General features: G+C 44.3%; 9 protein-coding genes and 1 pseudogene. 1 reads left to right on the top strand and 9 read right to left on the bottom strand.

What is annotated here, in order from left to right; all coding sequences use genetic code 11:
• Window positions 1-306 precede the first annotated feature (306 nt).
• The 7 genes and pseudogenes from QFZ77_RS22870 to QFZ77_RS22840 all read right to left on the bottom strand — a co-directional run bounded on the left by QFZ77_RS22870 (window position 307) and on the right by QFZ77_RS22840 (window position 8,462).
• Window positions 307-1,059: a hypothetical protein gene (locus tag QFZ77_RS22870; protein WP_307442904.1), complete on the bottom strand. Its 753-nt coding sequence runs from the start codon at window positions 1,057-1,059 to the stop codon at window positions 307-309.
• Window positions 1,060-1,289: 230 nt separating this feature from the next.
• A pseudogene (locus tag QFZ77_RS22865) lies at window positions 1,290-1,571 on the bottom strand (sigma factor); the annotation flags it as partial.
• 101 nt (window positions 1,572-1,672) lie between these two features.
• The gene (locus QFZ77_RS22860; protein WP_307442903.1) at window positions 1,673-2,485 is read right to left on the bottom strand and encodes a carbohydrate ABC transporter permease; all 813 of its coding nucleotides are present in this window, start codon (window positions 2,483-2,485) and stop codon (window positions 1,673-1,675) included.
• A 13-nt stretch (window positions 2,486-2,498) separates the two neighbouring features.
• Entirely contained in the window at window positions 2,499-3,383 is an 885-nt protein-coding gene (locus QFZ77_RS22855) for a carbohydrate ABC transporter permease (RefSeq protein ID WP_307442902.1), read from the bottom strand.
• Window positions 3,384-3,473: 90 nt separating this feature from the next.
• A complete protein-coding gene (locus QFZ77_RS22850; protein WP_307442901.1) occupies window positions 3,474-4,829 on the bottom strand; it encodes an ABC transporter substrate-binding protein in 1,356 nt (451 codons plus the stop codon).
• Window positions 4,830-5,044: 215 nt separating this feature from the next.
• The gene (locus QFZ77_RS22845; protein ID WP_307442898.1) at window positions 5,045-6,649 is read right to left on the bottom strand and encodes a response regulator transcription factor; all 1,605 of its coding nucleotides are present in this window, start codon (window positions 6,647-6,649) and stop codon (window positions 5,045-5,047) included.
• A gap of 1 nt (window position 6,650) precedes the next feature.
• Window positions 6,651-8,462 (bottom strand): sensor histidine kinase, encoded by a 1,812-nt coding sequence (locus QFZ77_RS22840; RefSeq protein WP_307442897.1) that lies wholly within the window; start codon window positions 8,460-8,462, stop codon window positions 6,651-6,653.
• Between the two features lie 377 nt (window positions 8,463-8,839).
• On the opposite strand from QFZ77_RS22840, the gene QFZ77_RS22835 reads away from it, so the two are divergent.
• Window positions 8,840-9,535 carry an IS6 family transposase gene (locus QFZ77_RS22835; RefSeq protein ID WP_373462761.1) on the top strand — a complete coding sequence of 232 codons (696 nt, stop codon included), beginning with the start codon at window positions 8,840-8,842 and terminating at the stop codon, window positions 9,533-9,535.
• A 490-nt stretch (window positions 9,536-10,025) separates the two neighbouring features.
• Here QFZ77_RS22835 and QFZ77_RS22830 read toward each other — a convergent pair whose 3' ends face one another.
• Both QFZ77_RS22830 and QFZ77_RS22825 read right to left on the bottom strand, forming a co-directional pair.
• Window positions 10,026-16,043, bottom strand: coding sequence for a sugar-binding protein (locus QFZ77_RS22830; RefSeq protein ID WP_307442894.1), 6,018 nt, complete (start codon window positions 16,041-16,043; stop codon window positions 10,026-10,028).
• A 462-nt stretch (window positions 16,044-16,505) separates the two neighbouring features.
• Entirely contained in the window at window positions 16,506-18,956 is a 2,451-nt protein-coding gene (locus QFZ77_RS22825; RefSeq protein ID WP_307442893.1) for a glycoside hydrolase family 31 protein, read from the bottom strand.
• Window positions 18,957-18,963 lie beyond the last annotated feature (7 nt).

The following is an 18,963-nucleotide window of genomic DNA, read 5'->3' as shown; positions in this document are numbered from 1 at the left end:
AAGATGTATTGTATAATGTTAAATAGACCACTAATCTGTATCGTTTAGCAACTAAGGGGAAGGTATCAACTTAGTGTCCTTTATTGGAAAACAATACAACTTCTTGTCTTTTAGAAAAGACAAGAAGTTGTATCCATAAAATAAAAAATCCGCTCAAATCACGGATTCAAATGGATATATGATCTTGTCCTCCTACATATGTGTCGGATGACAAGAATTTGTTCCGATAAATGACAAGAATCTGTTCCGGATTCCCCGCCCCTTGTTCCAATACAAAAGCCCTCGCGGATTCGCAAAGGGCTAATTTCATATCCTGAAAATATCTAAATTTTTAACGTATCTTTCAGTTAGACTTGAATGTGATGATTTATTTACGGCCAATAACATTGGATGATGTGATATTTCAGTTGGTTTGATTTTTCTTTTCTTATTTGAATTATATGGGCAAATTAGATTAATTGTTGACATTGAATTTTTTCTATCATGATCTACAATAAAACTCGTACTCATAGATTCTTTGAATAAGTTACTTGGATAAGGTAACTTCAATATCATCATAGGTATTTCTATATGCCTATTTTCAACTAATTCGTTATAATTGGGTACCTTTTTATTAGCCGCTCCTTCAACCGCCAATGTTTTCCAGTAGTTAAAATTATGCAAATAATTAACTGAGACAAATTTCATTATAATCCATTTAAATAAACCCATTTGCATCTTTTTTTGTTGATTATTATTTCCTATTAATAATTTAATCAACTTTACCAAATCAGGTTGAAAGAATCCGGACAGTAGCTCAAATCCGTGTAGTGTCTTTGAAGGATTTACCAATAGATCATCACTGAAAAAAGACTTATCACCTATAATTGAGTGTTTCCAAAATACATAGGAATAAGCAAATGGGCAGATTTCGGGATATTCCCCTCTTTCTTCTTTTCTTAATTCGCGTAACCTTTTAATACATGATTTATGCTTGTTTAATTCACCATTTAATAAGTGACTCTCTATCGATTTGAATACGTTAACACTCTGTCTATACATATATTTGTAGAAAGACATATTTTCTCTTCTATAAGAATTTAGAGTAAAATCGTGATCAATATAGTAATCGTGAAAACACTCCTGATTATCGATACTAAACTGTGATATTGTTAATGGCGTCTTCTGGTGACTTTTTTGTTTTTATAACTTTGAAAATTTTACGAGAAAAACCATTCATACAGAGGGAGGAATGTTTAGCGTAGCTGCCGCTCTTCTTCCCCTACGAAAGGGCAAGTTCTCGCGTCGTTCAACTGCACCGCATCCACCACATCGTCCGCCTCGCTGCCGAGTATGTCGATCAAGGTAATCTCGTTCCCCTCTTTGTCCGTTCCAATGGGATCATGCAGTGAAACATCTTTCCGTGTTTTCTTCAATGATCGCAGATGCATCAGGATCTCATTCTCTATACATCGTGCAGCAAATGTCGCGAGCTTCGTGCCCTTATTTGGTGAGAAAGATTCGATAGCCTTGATCAATCCAATCGTCCCAATGGTGATCAAATCTTCTCCGGTGTTGTCGAATTTACACAAAGCAACGTAACTTAGTTCATGACATGTAAGAGTGATTGCCCCGCCCCGATAATAATGGAGTGAAAATCACTAAGGGTGTTGTTCAACTCAACCTATTCCTATTACTTCAAAATAGCTCCTGCCGTCAATGCATTTTCAATCCTTTCATTACCTATCATATATACGATGATCATAGGTAAACTCGAGAGCATCATCGTTGCACCAATAAGTCCCCAGTCTGAAACACCGACGCTAACGAAAAAGCTTAGCAAGCCGACAGTCAACGGCCGGAATTGATCCTTAGAGGCAATAATAAAAGCAAGCGGGAACTCATTCCAGATGCGCATGAACAACAGAACGCATTGTGTCATTAGCGCAGGCGTGATAATAGGAAATATGATTCTGAAGAATGTCTGATACACATTCGTCCCATCTATACAAGCAGCTTCCTCCAATTCCTTAGGAAGTGAACGGAGAAATGCAAATAACATCAGCACACAGGAAGCGATTGCGAATCCGGAATACGGCAATATGAGGCCCCAATAACTATCCTTAAGATGTAACAATTTAATTAATTGAAATAATGGAATTAATACAACTTCAATAGGCACAATCAACCCCAAGGACACATAGAGTAGTGCCGCCGAATTGAATCTCCATTGCATTCGGCTCAGACAATACGCAAGCATACTCCCCGTTGTCAGCGTTATTGCAATGGTCCCTATGGTATAAATCAAGCTATTCTCGAAATAAACAAAGAAATGATACTTCGACAACGCTTCACCATAGTTCATCCATTCCCATGACTGGGGGAAGCCGAAAGGATTATTATAAGCTTCACTTTTGGACTTGAGTGACATCGTAATCATCCAGTATAAGGGAAACAGAAACGTACAACATATCGCTAGCCAAAATACACGGCTTAAGTATTTCATGATGGTCTCCTCCTTAGAACTCCAGTTTTTCTCTGGCGACGAACCGTTGAATCAGAAAGGAGATGAAAAGGCACTCTAGAATAAATACAACCGCAATAGCCGTTCCTTTACCAAATTCAGACGTTTCGAATGCCACATAATACATTTGGTAAATAACCGTCCTGGACAAATCTCCCGGACCACCGGCTGTCATGACGCGGACTTGCGAATAGAATGCCATGGAACCTAACGTAGACAAGATTAATACGTATTTAGTTACATCTTGAAGCAGTGGAATCGTAATTCGTAAGCAGACTTGGGCAAAGCTAGCACCATCAATTAAAGCAGCTTCGTAATAATTTTTGGGGATCGTCTTGATTCCCGTATAGAATAGCATGGCGTTCAGCCCAATATATTGCCATAGAAATGTCAATCCGATGCTTGGCATCACAGTGTTCTTTTCAGTAAGCCAGGAATGAGTCCAAGCTTCAAGACCTATGGATCTCAGAATACTGTTAAATAACCCCCAGGTTGGTTCATAGAAGGATATCCACATTTCTGCGACGACCGTAACTGACAAAATTGCGGGAAGCATGGCAGACGTTTTAAAAAAACGACGCAACTTTGGAGTTTGAACATCCATAAAAAGAGCAAACATTAAGGAAAGCGGTAAACCCAGAAAGACGGAAATTCCTACAATTAAATACGTGTTTTTATGAGCAGTCCAGAAAGAAGTAGAAGCTAGGATTTCCTTATAATTATCCAAACCAACAAACCCTAAAGTTCGAAAACCATCATGATTATTCAAACTCATCCAAATTTCAGGCAAGAGTGGATAAACACAGAAAACGCTAAACAGAATCAACGCAGGTGCGGAAAATACAAATATGGACACTTTGGTGCTGTAGTACTTGTTCATGGCTCTCTCCACCGTCTGATTTGATTATAGAATACCCCCGGAACTTAAAGTTCCAAGGGGAATTCAGTTTATTAAATGAACTTATATAATTTACTTTTTAAACCACGTATTTTCACTCCAGATCTTGCCCATCTCCGTACTAAACTTATCGGCTGGATATTGTCCCGTCAGCAATTTCGCCCCTTGCGTCGCAAGCTCTGCCGATGTTTTTGCATCCAACGAGTTAAGTGCGAGTGAAGCAATTTTGGTAGGGATAGGATTGTACCAGTTAATGAATTTCTTCATTAACGGCTTAGGTTCCGCCACTGTATTGCCTGTCTTCAAGGCAATTGGGGCACCCGTAGATTCGAAATATTGAGCGTCTGCCATAGCCAGGAATTCAGCCAACTTTACTGCATCTTCAGGATACTTGGTTTTTGCGCTAACTGCATATCCGTTCAGTGGAGATCCCCAGAACTGAACTTGCTTAGTTGGGTCGTATTTGTCGCTAGCACTTGGGAACGGGAAGAAATCGACTGTATCATCTTTCGCCAAATTCGGAAGCTCCCAAGTAAACATCATGTACATAGCTGCCTTCTTAGATGTAAACATTTCGTTGGCTGGACCGTAATCTAGATTAGCAATACCTTCCGGAAAGACACCTTCCTTAACCATCTTCTCAATGCGAGACACCCCTGCCTTGACCGCCGGATTACTGAAGTCTGTCTTATTGCTCACAAGGTCTGCCATCGCTTGCGGATCGCCGATTTGGATCATCTGCTGAAGCAGGAAAAGCTTCGGTCCCCATCCATCTTTGCCAGGGGTAACAGCAGGTACCATGCCTTTGCTTTTTAGTTTTTTCGATACTTCGATCAATTCGTCGAATGTCTTCGGTACTTGCACGCCCGCTTGCTCGAACATGTCCTTATGGTAGAAAATGACCGGCGTGAAATAGGTATCCGCTCCGGAAGACAAGCTGTAAATCTTTCCGTCAACATGTTTCAATGCATCAGGAACAGCGTATTTGTTCAAAAACCCGTCCTTGGTGATCGGTGAGGTTAAATCCATAATACTGCCGGTATTGTTCAATGGAGTAAAGTAACCTGCGTCGTTCCAGAATACATCAGGCATATCACCTGCAGCGTTAAACGTTTTCAGTTTATTCGCCATATCTTCGCCGCCGCCGCCCGGCTCAAATTCAATTTCTACGTTCGGAAACGCCTTGGCAACGTTCGGTTTAATATGCTTTTCCATGATATTATTCCGATTCTCGTCCGTTGTAATAGTTACAACTCTTAGCTTTACCTTCTTATCACTCCCAGCCTTGTTTGCTGTCGTTGCCGCCGGGGTTGGTGAATTTCCGGGGGTTGCGGAAGGTTGGGCTTCATTCTTCGTACTACAACCTGCTGAAACGAGAAGCATACCTGCCATCAGAGAAGTGCCGAGTACCTTTACTGTTCTAACCATTTGTTGACCTCCTAAGTTTGATCAAAGTATATTGTATCTATTTGGTTGATCCCTCAATGGAAGCGGTATCATCCTTAATTTCATTCTACGGATTCCATATAAATAATTACAGAGACTATTCTCGGACAGAAAGGAAAATTGTTTGCAATTGCAAAAAAAGACGCAATGAGACATTATCGATAAATGCCTCATTGTGCCGTATTCTTAAAACTACTCTATTGGATATTGTTAACGTACTTACTGGGGGTAATTCCAATATACTTCTTAAAGCATTTACCGAAATAATTGGCATCTGCGTACCCGACCTGACTTGCGACGTATTGTACGATCTTCTCTCCTTGATCGAAAAGTCCCTTTGCTTTCGTGATGCGTATTTCGGTCAAATAGTCGTTAATTGTAATTGAGGTTTCTTTTTTAAACACATAACAGAGATGATTGTAGTTCATATGGACACTCTTTGCGAGATCTACGATACGTAGTTCTTCATTTCCATAATGACTTTGAATATACGATTTTACCTCGTCCACGACTTTGACCGCTCTATTTTGCTTCCTGCCATGTACATGTACAATCACTTTGAGAATCAGGTTACGAACCCATCTCTCCAGTTCGCCAAAAGAGTTCATCTGTTGAATGAACTGAAAAATATCAGTTTGAGCCGTATCCTGAAATACATGTTCGAAGCTTTGAGACATCTCATCCAAAAACTCCAAACAAGTGGATACGATTTCAAGTGCGGCAACAAACAGCATTTCAGTGGAAGCGTTCTTGGTACGAGCATCCTGGAAAAAAGTCGTGAGCCACTCTTCTGCCTCAGAGAGATTACCAATTCGCATACTCATCAACAGTCCGATTCTCCTTTCTACGGAGAATAGACTGACCTTCATACCCGATTCGGCAATCATGGAATGAAGTATAACTTGATTGCCGCCTAAAACAAACCGATGTTTCAAAGCAAATAACGCTTCTTGGTAGGACACGGATATCGATTCAAAGGCAGGGTATCCATTGCCAACGCCGATCGTTACCGTACATCCCAAAGTCGCCTGAACCGATTTCCTAATCGCTTCACTAATCGCTTCCATTCTGTAGTAAGAAGCGTTAGGAACGCCAATTATCATAACATACCGATCGTTAGTGTCGTGGCAACTAGCAAACGGTGTGTTTTGAATAAATTCTTGGGCAATATCTTGAACAGCCAGCTTGCGAATATGCATGTCTTCTTTGGTAACAAGATCATCTTGTGAATCAATATCGGCTACGACCACCATATGAAATGGAGCATCCAAATTGATGCCCAAATACTGCAACCGTTCTATAGAAGACAAGGGGTCTATAACTCTACTACCCTGCAGCCATTCATTCAATAATCGCTCCTTCAACATCGGCATATGCTCTTTTGCCTGCTTCTTTAAGTGTTCATAATCCAGCTTTACGGAGTGCTCCTTGTAAATCAGATTCTTAATCTCAAGTAGGGAGCTTCTAAGTTCATCTTCGTCAATCGGCTTGAGCACGTAATTAAAAACCCCAAGCTGCACGGCCATTTTGGCATATACAAACTCGCTTTGACCTGTTAACATGATAAATTTAGTTTCCTGCTCAGATTGTTTGGCTTTCTGAATAAATTCCATGCCGTCCATAATGGGCATATTAATATCTACTAAGACGATATCCGGACCAATCTCAGACATCAATGATAGAGCTTCCTCTCCATTCTTCGCTTCGCCGGCGATCTGGAAACCCAACTCTTCCCAAGGCAATGAAATTTTCAAAGCTTGTCTAAAGTAATATTCATCATCGACAATGACCACTTTTAACATCTCATACCTCCCGCAATGGTTTGAACGGTAAACGGATGGTAACTCTGGTATATAAGCCTACTTCGCTTTCTACCTCTAATCCGTATCTGTCCCCATACAGCATTCTAATCCGATTATGGACACTTCTGACTCCGAAGCCAGTTCTTTCACTGGAGTCCGAAACTTCCCTCAACAATCCCTTTATTTGCGATTCTTCTATTCCCACGCCGTTATCGTAAATTACAATATGAACCTCTTCACCCAAGCGACGTCCAGTAATTCTCAATAAGCCTTTTTCCATTTTCCTCTTAAGTCCATGATAGATAGCATTTTCCACGATCGGCTGCAACGTTAACTTCGAAATTGAACACGACATAATTTCCTCGTCAATATCCATTGTATATTCCATATACTCCACATAGCGCAATTGCTGAATTTCCAAATAGCTCTCGGATAGTTGCATTTCTTCTCTAAGCGTAATAATATCGTTACCTTTGCTTAACGAAATTTTATAGAAATTGGCCATATATTTCGCTGCTGTAATGGCTTCTGTTTTCATATTCAGCTTGATAAGCGATATGATCGTTTCAAGTGTATTATACAAAAAATGGGGTTGCACCTGCGTTTGCAGCAATTTGAATTCAATCTCGGCCTTCGTCTTCTGTTCCTCAACATTTTCGGCCAATAGTTCTTCGATACGGTCCATCAAATTATTAAAAACATCGTTTAAATAACCGATTTCATCCGATGATTGGTACGAGCTTCTGACCGTCAAATGGCCAGTCCGAATATCTCTCATCGTTCTGGAAAGTTGGAAGATCGGCCTCGTGATCGATCGGGACAACAGATAGGAGACAATAAATGCGAGCAATAGACATAATGAGCCGATCCAAATAATTAATTTGTTAATTTCTTTGCGCTCCACCGTAATTTCATCAATTGGAATAACACTTACAATCGACCATTCTAATGGTTCCAAACGGTGAGTAGATACCAGCACCTTCTCGCTCCCGTTTCCTTGAAAGAAGCCTGTTTCTACTTGTGTCGAGTTAGGAATTGATATCGAGGTTGCCTCTTTGAAATCCCGGTACAAATTAGCTTTATTCTGGGAGGAGATGATTTTCCCATATTGATCGAGTATATAGAAACTTCCTCCCTTGTAGTTCATTTTCCTTTCATAAATAGAGGCGATAACCGTTTCTTTTACGTATAAAACAACCAATCCAACAGTTTTTCCAGTATCTTTATGGATCACCGTTTTGGAAACAGCAAATACGTTGTCATCCCCTTCATAGCGGAATTTGAACTTCATTAACCCTGTCAAGACAGGCTGAAAGGAATGATCGGTGGCTTCTGGGCCGGATCCGAATATACGGGAAGCAAACTCATTATCCGCAAAGCCTACATCGACCCATTGATGATTCGAGGTGAGAACACTTACCGCTTTGATATTGGTATTGGGCTCAACAATGTTGCTAATGACTTCAGAGAGCGTCTTTTTCATTGATAAATTATCTAACCCCCCCACATAATGAGAGGTCGATAAGTTATTATTTTCTAAGAAATCGTTATAGAGTTCATTTTGCAACCTGTAATCAGTTGCCAATATTTTTGAATAATCTTCGACTGTAGTGATTAATGTCTGCAGGTTATTGTCAATGAGAACGAGTTCCCTTGACGAATTTTTGACTGCTTTCTCGATAATTGCTTTTTGAGAGACGATGTTGGCAAAAAGCGCAATAATTGAAATCGAAAGGATAATAATCAAAATATTTGTGCTGAAGATTTTGTTTTTAATCGAGATCCCATTGAAATATTGCTTATACCCTTTCATGTTGATGCCACCTTTCAACCGAAGCAGACAAACTTTAATGTAAGCGTTTACTGTCAAACTAACTCATCCCATTCCCATCATTATATAAGGAAGAAATTAACAATACAATATTCATTCTTGCGCAAATTTTTGCATTAAAAGCCCAATAAGCACATGTCATCTTTAAAGAGACATACAGCTTATTGGGCATTAAACTAGCGAAACCTATCAATAGTCAATTACTGAATCTGCCACTGCTGGTTACTGCTGCTGCTGTCGCCCCACTGTCCCAGGATAGAACCGTTACTAGTTCGTCCGGTTGTGGTGCAAAACTCTGATTCATGATAACATCATTTGAATGAAGTCATGAGATGGAGCTACTTAATTTGGAAACGAAAATGGATTTATTTAAATGGAAGCAATATGAATCGGCGATTATTTTACAAACGGTGAGATGGTATTTGAAATATAGTTTAAGTTATCGAGATATAGTTGAAATGATGAGCGAACGAGGATTAAAGATTTCTCATACAACGATCATGAGATGGGTCCATGAATTTGGACCCGAAATCGACAAACGAATCCGTCCCTTTTTGAAACCTACAAACGATTCTTGGAGGACTGACGAAACCTACATCAAAGTCAAAGGTCAGTGGAAGTATCTATACCGGGCAGTTGATTCTATGGGGAAAACCATTAATTTCATGTTATCTGAAAATCGGGATATGCAGGCAGCTAAGCGCTTCTTTACAAAGGCTTTGTCCTCTCCACATACTCAAATCCCACGTGTAATCACCTTGGATAAAAATCCAGCATACCCACCAGCAATACAAGAATTAATAAATGAGAAATCCCTACCAAAAGAAACCTTAATTAGACAGATAAAGTATCTAAACAACATTATGGAGCAAGATCATCGGTTCATAAAGAAAATCACAAAACCAATGCTTGGGTTCAAATCGCTTCTTACAGCGGATCAGACGTTAAAGGGAATTGAGGCCTTGCATATGATAAGGAAAGGGCAGGCCGATGATAATTCGACTGTCCTCTCTGCGGTTGAATGGCTAAATAAGATATTTGGTTTAGTGGCATAGACAAAGTATAGTTTGTCGGGTAACTGTGAACTTTTTTAATCCTTGCACCAGAACCATCAATCGTCATTCCCGATTCAACCAATAATTCGGTTGCCTTATGGATTCGTATTTGTTGTGAACATCAAGACCAGCGCAACGTTGCCACATCCGTTTTTATTTCGGGGTCGAACCACCGCAAAAAGCCACGACGTCGCTCGGTTCACTACTTCAGTATTGGAGGATTTAATAGAATTTAAAAAAGCTATGATAAATTTCATCATAGCTTGTGACCCGACGAGGGTCATGAATGTTTTTATTGCAAAATCCCAGTTGGGTATTCGCCCGTAGCTGGTTTACCAGCCTTATCCAATCGCATCACCTCCTTCTTACCCCCCTCTCGCGCTTTTGGAAATTTTCTCTATTTCGTCTACATAAGAGGGGGGAGAACAGCAAAACTCTCTTACATTACGCAGCTTGATTCGTCAGTTCACGGAAGACGGCCAATACTCTCTTAGTGTTTGGGTAACAAATACCAGGCATCCCTGAGCAAGTAGCCTACGGCTTGCGCAGAGATATGCTTGCCACTTTGCGCCTGAACTTCGCTCACGAAATCGGCCAGACTGTTTGCAGTGAGCTTGCTCTGCAAGCTGTTCGCAATGCCTGCGTTATCGATCCATCCGGCATTCTTAAAGCGTGAGACCATAGCTTGCAAGGATTGGATACTGGCAGTCGTCTGGAACGCGATCGTCCGGCTACTCGTATTCCCTGCCAGATCGCTTGCCGTCACGATCAGCATGTGCGAACCGAAAGGCAGCGTATAGAGTGGAATCGTCGCTCCTTGCTGTACGCCATTTGTATCCAGCGTGACCGTTGTCTTGCTGCTGTCCACTCCGGACAAGTTATCGCTGAGCGTCAGGATTGGCGTGATATCCATGGAATCGCTGTACGAGCCGTATACTAGGCCGGATACCGTAATCGTCGGAGCGGCCTGATCCAGGTTGAAGCTGATCGTTCTCGCTGCTTCCACATTGCCGGCATTGTCCGTCGAACGGTAGCTCACGGTATATTTGTTGTCTTGGCTAAGCGTTACCGGAGCCGTATAGGTTAACCATGTGCTGCCGCCGTCCAGGCTGTACTCCGTCTTGGCCGCACCTGAGAGATTATCGGCTGCGCTAAAGCTTACCGTTACAGCGTGTGCATACCAGCCATTGCTGCCGTCAGGAGCTTCAGGATTGACAGATAAGGCTGTAACAGGCGCCGTCATGTCAATGTTCGCTGCAGCCGTATGCGGCTGTTCCACATTGCCAGCGTTATCCACGCTCCAATAGACGAGGGAATGAGTGCCTTCGCCGACAATGTACACTGTCGTTCCTGCCTGTTGAACTCCGCCATCTATCGTGTAATACGTCTCTCCGACGCCAGACCCGCTGTCAGTTGCCGTCAGATTGACCACTGCATCATGATTAACCCAATGGATCGGTGCATCATCGGCCGTTGTCGGCGGGGTCATATCAGCTTCTTGACCGCTGATTGAGATCAGCGCGCTGCCGCTCAAACTGGACCCGCTGGCTTTCGCCGTTACTTTCACGACGCCGTTCTTTTTGGCCGACAGCAATCCCGTCTCGCTGATGATCGCCGCATTTGTCTCCGAACCGTCTTCTGCGGTTACCGACCATACGACGGGCACTCCCGCCAACATTTGCAGCGTGCCGTTTTTCGTCGTGATGGAGGTCGCTCCGGCCGCGCCGGAGACCGCCGGCGGCTTGCCCACAAGTGTAACCACACCCCATTGTGAACCGTTAGCATAGGACTGTCCGGTCACGTCGTGCCACATGATAATGTCCTTACGGCCACCAGTTGCTTTCGCGTCATTGATCTGCAAATCAAATCCAATTACATGATCAACCGCAGGAACAGCAGCTTTAAAGGGGATCTTAGTTTCAATGTAATAACCGCCATCCACGACTTTGGCAAAAGACTCAAAACCCGCACTGACACTGCCTGGATTAAAGCTTTTCACATTAAGATAGTTAATACGGTATTGTCCCATACCTGTGCCGTAGGAGGTTTGTTTACTGTTGGTCTCATCCACAAAGATCTCGACCGAGTCCTGCTCCCACGCGTTGCTGCTGCTGCTGTTCAGCTCAGGGGATTTTACACGCACCAGAACATACAGGTAAGTATCGTCCCATAGCACTTTAGCGGAGCCGTCCGTCGGACCGTTCACCATTGTCAGATGCTTAAGGATCGGCAGCGTGGCGGTCTTATTCCAGAGTGGGTCGAGCTCGGAGCCGCCGAGAACAGGCGTACCGTATACGGCGGTCCCAACTCCGCTGGGTAACAGTTGAAGCGCTTTGATCGCGTTACGCAGCGCGTAATATGAATTGTCCACTGCTGCCTGCCCGATCTCACCATTTGAGGCGGCAGTTTTGGCCTCACTTAATGCGCTTGCAAAAGCGTTCCATGAATTGCTTGTATAAATCATAACTTCCTTGTTATTGGCGGCCTCAATCAAGGCGGTCAGCAGGGTTTTGTCGATCGCTGAGACAATTGGGTTCGCGGGTCCACCACGGCCGGCTTTGACATTGTTAAAATATGTTTCTACTTTCGTAATTTCGTCAGCTGTCAGCACCCTGTCGTAGATGAGAATCTGCAAGACTCCGCCCAGGAAGCGGTAGGGGGTTGTAGCCGCCATCGTGTAACCTACGCCCAGATCCGAGCTGTTCCCTAAAAGCGCCTTAGCGTTGGTTCCAGTGCCGATGACGTTGTTATTAACAAAAACGGCTCTATTGGTTCCGTTTAGCTGCGCCCGAACGCTGGCCAGACCGTCAGTGGCTGTTGTTGTAATTTGTTGCCCGCCGCCCGATACGCCGCCATCCGCGTTACCAAAGCGGATGTTAACTCTGTTTGTTCCTACACCCAGATTAATACCGCTCCAACCGCTGTTGGCGGCCCAAGTTTGGTAAGCCTCGTTCAATCCGAAATAAACAAGGCCATTTTGGTCGCTGGAGTTGTTGGCTGTGGTTGTTGGTCTAACCAGCGCGTATATCGTCATCTGCGTACTGCCGTTATAATTTTTAAAGCCTGCAGCTTTTAGCGGCCTTGACATCGCGGCGAATTCTACATAGTCGTATCCATCGTTCTTTAGCGTGGGGTTGCCGTTTGGTGTTCCAAGATTATCGCCGCCGCTACCGGGGACGTTCGCCGGGACAAGCTTCGCCGGGACGCTTCCCATATTTGTCCATCCAGTCACGTTGCCGCTGCTATCTTTTTCCACGCCCTCATCGGCCTTGAGCCATAAGTCAAGACCACTTCTAGGAATATCGGCAGGCGTCATATCGCGCACCACAACACGAGCGTGCGACTGGCTGAGTACATCGCCTTCATTCGACCGTACATAAATAATGTATGGACCGGGCAACTTGGGCGCGGTCATCTCTATCATGTTGCCGGAGGCCATTGTTTCTTTGTCGCTTTCAATAAAATTTCCGTCGCTCGACGAGGAAATCCATATCTGTTTTGTGGCGTCGTCCAAATCGTACCCAAACCTGACTTTCCCGCCGGGGGCTACTGACACGTCAGCCGGGAGCAGCCTATTTGCCACCGATACTGTGGTGGTAAAGTTGAGGGTTATTGAAGGCGTCGAAGTGCTGCCTACCAAGGTCCAGCTTCCTGCGGTGCGGATTTCGTACCCATTCGCCACGGGCTTGCCGTTAAGCGTAAAGGTGTATTCATTACTCAAAGTCAGTTTAAGTGGCCGTACCGCTGAAACTTCGTAGCTTTTCCCATTTTCCACATTGGTTGCTGACTCGCTCGCGTCGACGTATAGCGTATACTTGGAAGTGGCCGTGTTTCTGCCGTCTCCATATACGATATATAGTTTGTATTGTCCTGCGGCAGGTGGAGTGTTGACTGTCTTTGCGTTGCCGGCAGCTTTTGTCATAGTAATGCCTTCTTTAAAGACAGTTGTGTTCGCGGGCGCGAGCCAAACAGTGTCTTCAGCTTTTAGCAGACCCCTGCGGCTCACATTTTTACCGCCTACACCCACGATGACGTTGGAAGCCAGCTCAAACTCGGTATCGGCAATGAGGCTTCTTGGGATCATATGAGTGTATTCGTTGGTAAGACCCGAATTCAAAACGATTTCGTTGCCCTTAACCGGCCAAATGCGGGCTTCGCTTTTGTAATTGTTGTAAGTAATCCTAGGGCCGCCATTCTGATCGTTATTCCCGTCCACGTAACCTTCGACGGCAATCATATCGCTTTTGCGCTTCCAGTTGTTAAACTCAAAAAGACGGCTCTGTCCGACGGCATGGGAGAGCTTTGACTGCACGACGTTGCCTATCATCTTGATGAACGTGCTGCCTTCGTCGGGATGGAACCCGTTCGTCCAGTTGTTGGAGGTCGTGGGTTTGCCAGTTGGATTCGGGTCAAGGAAGTTGTAGTTCATCTCAGTGAAATTCGTCCAGTTGTCAGAATGCCAGTTACTATTCTTGTCGGTGACGGGGTTGTTTGTCAAATTGTTGATGGTGTCCCATGTCCCTCCGCCCGGCAATTTACCCGGATCGCCCTGCCGTCCCAGTGAGTAAATGGCTCCGGAGTCGTTAACTACCGTGCAAATTTCCTCTACCCGGTTATAGTTTATTTTGTTATTCCTGGAGGTCGTAGTGATCACTGGAGACCTCGCGAGACTCGTTTCATGCGTACCTTGGTAAGGGCCGCCGTTCTTGTTGGTACCTTGGGCGGTAAAGCCGAACCCATCGTATTCGTCCCAGCCCCAGCCGATGCTCATGGCGCCGTAAGTGGAGTCATAAATGTAGTTGTGCAGTACCTGCATGTTAGTTGTGTAGAAAGAGGTTAGTGAGTTGGCGCCCGGGAATCCGTAGCAGTTCCTGTACAAAAAGTTATTTGTAATATAAATATTCTCCGGCACGGCTTCCGTACCCGCCTTAAATTTTTCCTTATCAACGCCGGCCCAGTCCTTTATTGACGTGCTAGATTCATGCTTAATCGGCTCATCGTTTTCATAGATATGCTGCGGATGTCCGATTACAACGCCGGAAGCGAGCGTATTTGCGATATAGTTGCCCGTGACTTCGATATCCTTGACATCGTTTTCCACATGGATGCCATTAAATCCGGTAAGCCCGATCTCGCCGTTCAGAACTTTGATGTTCCTCGCCGCGTTGATCATTACCGCTGCCGGCGGTATGTCATACCCTCGGTAGAAAGTCTCATGCCAGTTTATGCTGCTGGGGAAGTAAACTGTGTTCACGATAGAGCCCTGAACGGACGCGTAGCCGCGGGAAGTGGTCGTTACCGGACCGGATCCGTCGCTAAGTGTATATGTGCCCGTCAGTTCATACAGTTTGTAGTCGGTATGGGCAAACTTCAGCCCATTGAAGGTTATGTTTTTGACACGTCCATTATCCGAGCCCTCAACAGGGTTCAACCGATCTCCAACAGGGATCCCTCTTATGTCGAGGACCTTCTCAAGCCTTGGAATGACCACGTCGGCGGTATTGATATCCTCGCCTACAAGCGGGATGTAATAAAGCGTGCTTTCCGCCTGGTCGAAATAGAAATCTCCGCGTTTGTTGAAGAACTCGAAAGCGTTGCGGATTACTTGATTGTTATCTGGATTGTATTGCGTGTTATTACCCAAAGACTGTGAAATCGCCCCATACGGCATCTGGAACCGGAGCATGACACCGCCGGGCTTGCTGCTGGCTGCCGGCGCCTGTTCGATCGACGCGAAGGTGACAAAAGGCCTCGCCCATCTGGCGGTGGAGCCGCCCACGCTTTCGGCTTCGATGTTTTGGGGGTTTTTCGTTGCCGTCGTCAGACCTACGCTGGCATCGAATACGATAGCCGCCCGGATGTTGCTGCCGTTCTGCCACGCCCAAGGGTTATTGGCAGCGGTAAAGCTGGCTGTGGGGGTGCCGGTGACGGTTCTGTTGGCCGAACCTATTTGCGAGCTCAGCGTCATATTGGCGATCTTATCGTTTACATAGATCGCGCGTAACTTATCGCTCCGGTTAAGGGTCGTTTTATACGCCTTTAAACCGCCAGTCTGGGTAAGGCCAACAGCTTCTGTCCATACGCCTTTTTTCAACATTTCACCGGCGCTGATTACCGGCTTCGCACCCGGCGCCGCCTCATAGAGAATCGTGCTACTTGCACTTCCGGAATCATCCTTGTTAAAAACTAGGGTTTCATCAAGCGAATAATATCCATCCGCAATTTGAACGACGATATCACCGCCGGTCTTAGGCAGAGTCCTTACTACTGTTTTTGCCTTGGCAAGCGTTTTGTACGGCTTTGCTTGTGTTCCGTCACCTGTGTTATCATTGCCATTTGTAGCAACATAGATAGTTGCACTTGGCGCACTGGCAGCCGCGACTACCGACCCTGAAAATGGTATCATGGAAAATACCATTACCAAAGTCATAATCCAAATGAATGCTCTTTTTCTCACTTTCATAAAACCTCCTTGGATTTGAAATTTATAAACTGTTCTGGATAGCACGCCAGTAGGAGTTTTGTTCGAATCACCCCCTTCCATTACGAACTTAACAGTGTTTTGTAAGCGATATCATTTCTGAGTTCATTGTAGTTTTTCACGACTATTTCGTACAGAGACAATAATACGGCCAGAAGGAATTTTGTAGGAACATTGATTGGACATAGTATTAGAATTCCAAGGTAAGACAAGGAAAAGCCCAAGTACAATTTGGTAAATTACTTGAGCGTAATACCAATAGAAGTTTAAATCTCTCTTTTCTGCCCGTTCAATCCTTTACTGGTTCTTACATTACGACCATACTGAAATCATTGTTGCCATTTAGCTGCGATTACTGAACCCATATATTATCAAGGTTTATCCATCCAGTATCGCCTGTGTCATACTTGTAGGCTTACATTCATGCATTTCGTTATGTTCGTTTTCATTTATATCCATCTATCCCCCTTTTTTTCCAAAAAACGCATCTTACAAGTCTTTTAGCGTGATTTCTATGTAGTTTCCTGTGTAGTGAATTTGCGTTTTCTTCTCTGCCTCTTTGAGAGATCCATCACCATCATTAACACCAAAAAATGTTATGTTAAATGACTGATTTGTGCTCATCCCGGGATAAGTGCCTTCCCGCTCTTTGATAATGAAAGTTCGGTTCTCCTCATCCCACACCATAGGAATTAAAGCATAAACACCCTTTTCATAGTTATAATTGTCTCCTTCGTCTTCATAGTAATCGAATGAAACGTGTTGCCCCGTGTAGACACGAATGTGTCTATTATCATCAGTACGTTCTTCAGCAAACTGAATACTCCCGCCCATAGGCACGATCGATCCAGCCTTCACATAAAGCGGTATACGGTCAAGTGGAGCCTCAGCTTCTATCATTCGCCCACCTTCAAAGATGCGACTGGTCCAGAAATCGTACCACGCCGTTCCTGTTGGCAAATAAACATCTCTGGTTTTCTTCACACCTTCTAGCACTTCAGAATTACTATTGTAGTACATGGGCTCAGTGACTGGATTTACTAAAAAAGCAGGACCAAACATAAACTGATCTCCAATGTTATACGTGTTCGGATCGTGCCTGAAGTCAAATGACAACGCTCGCATTAAGGTATAATCATGTTGATGAACGTGGGCAGATAAGGAATAAATGTATGGCATTAATTCGTATCGAAGGCGGAGGAATTTTACAATGGCATCGTATACAGGCTCACCTGGCTCACCAAATCTCCATACCTCCCTTGGGGTATCCGTTCCATGGGAACGGAACATAGGAAGAAACGAACCGTACTGGAACCAGCGGGCATACAATTCTCGGTACCCCATATCCTGGGCGCCTGCGTCGTAATCCCCATTCCAAAACCACAGGTCAGGTTTATTCTGGACAAAGAAAGCTCCGATATCCACGGTCCAATATGGCGATCCTGTTGCGCAAAAATTCAATCCAGCGGGGATTTGCTTCCGCAGCGTCTCCCAATTTGCCGCAATGTCTCCCGACCATGTTACCGTTCCATAACGATGCTGACCTGCATAAGCTGAACGTGTCAGATTTACGACCCGTTTGCTCTCAGTGGTTCGGCGTTGTCCTTCATAAATGCCTTTAGAATGTAGCAAGGAATAAGCATTAATGAACTCCGGATCAAGATAAAGCTTCGCTTCTTCTGTGTTAATCTGCATCCGTTGTTCTGGCTCAGGCTTGATAGATCCATGCCAATCTGCTTCGAAAGGCTCTGTGCAATCACACCACCAAGCATCAATGCCATGTGCAAAAAGACCCTCATTTGCCTGCTTCCAGTACAATTGTCTACCTTTTTCCTGAAAAGCGTCATACGTTGCCTGATTTCCAAGCAAACATCCATTTTCATTCATTTCCTTATTGTTATCGCTCTGTGGATTCATAATGGGCCAGATCGAAACCATCAATCGCGTATTCATCCCGTGAAGCTCTTCCACCATGGCTTTCGGATCAGGGAAACGCTCAGGATCGAGCGTTTTCTGACCCCAGAGTTCCCCAGTCCAGGACTTCCAATCCAGCACAATGCAATCAAGCGGCAGTCCCCGTTCACGATACTCGCGAACAACGGCTATCAATTCTTCTTGCGACGTATAACGTTCTTTGGACTGGACATAACCGAACGACCACTTGGGCAGCATCGGCGCTTTTCCAGTTAATTGACGGATCCCATACACGATACTGTCCATCTCCGGACCATGAATGAAATAATAATCCATTTCATCGTCCACTTCAGTCCATAAATAGGAACCAAAAGCATCATCACGAAACGTCATCATGGAATAGCTGTCCACTACAATGCCGTATCCACGCGTAGAAACAAGAACGGGAACAACCGCCTTCATATTTTGTTGATATAAGTATTGATGCGTTCCCCGCAAATTCATTACGCCTTCTTCGTGCGAACCCAAGCCGTATAAAGCCTCATCTTCCATCCATTCAAACTCAAGCTTTGTATGAAATGCTTTTCGATCTCTCACTTTGGTCACGTTGTCGGCTCGGACACGCAGGCCATCGGCTCCCTGTCCAGCTTCAAAATTGGCGGATTCATCAAACACGGATTTCGTAACATCCATGGGGACAAGCGTTTTGCCTCTACGATCTGGCTCTTTGGTTAATACAGCACCTGACGCATCCAGATATGTAAAAGCCCCCGTCTTCTTTAAGATACGGATTGTCAGATCAGCCGTTGAAACTAATAAATGGCTATCCCGATCTTCTACGGTGAAGGCAATCTTCGGATCAGGCAAGCCTGTAATCATTAGACTTTCTTGGGTACTAAATTCAGCATCCAATGTATATCGAATCCTAATGATCTTGTTGGAATAAGGCACGAGCATGATTCTTCCGCTTGTCGTTTCTAAAAGCAGACGATCTGTCTGCACAATATGTCGAATGATTTGCATCATGATTCTC

The sequence above is a fragment of the Paenibacillus sp. V4I3 genome, assembly GCF_030817215.1.
GTDB lineage: Bacteria > Bacillota > Bacilli > Paenibacillales > NBRC-103111 > Paenibacillus_E.
The sequence above is the reverse complement of the archived record's forward strand: the minus strand, read 5'-3'. Positions and strand labels throughout refer to the sequence as shown.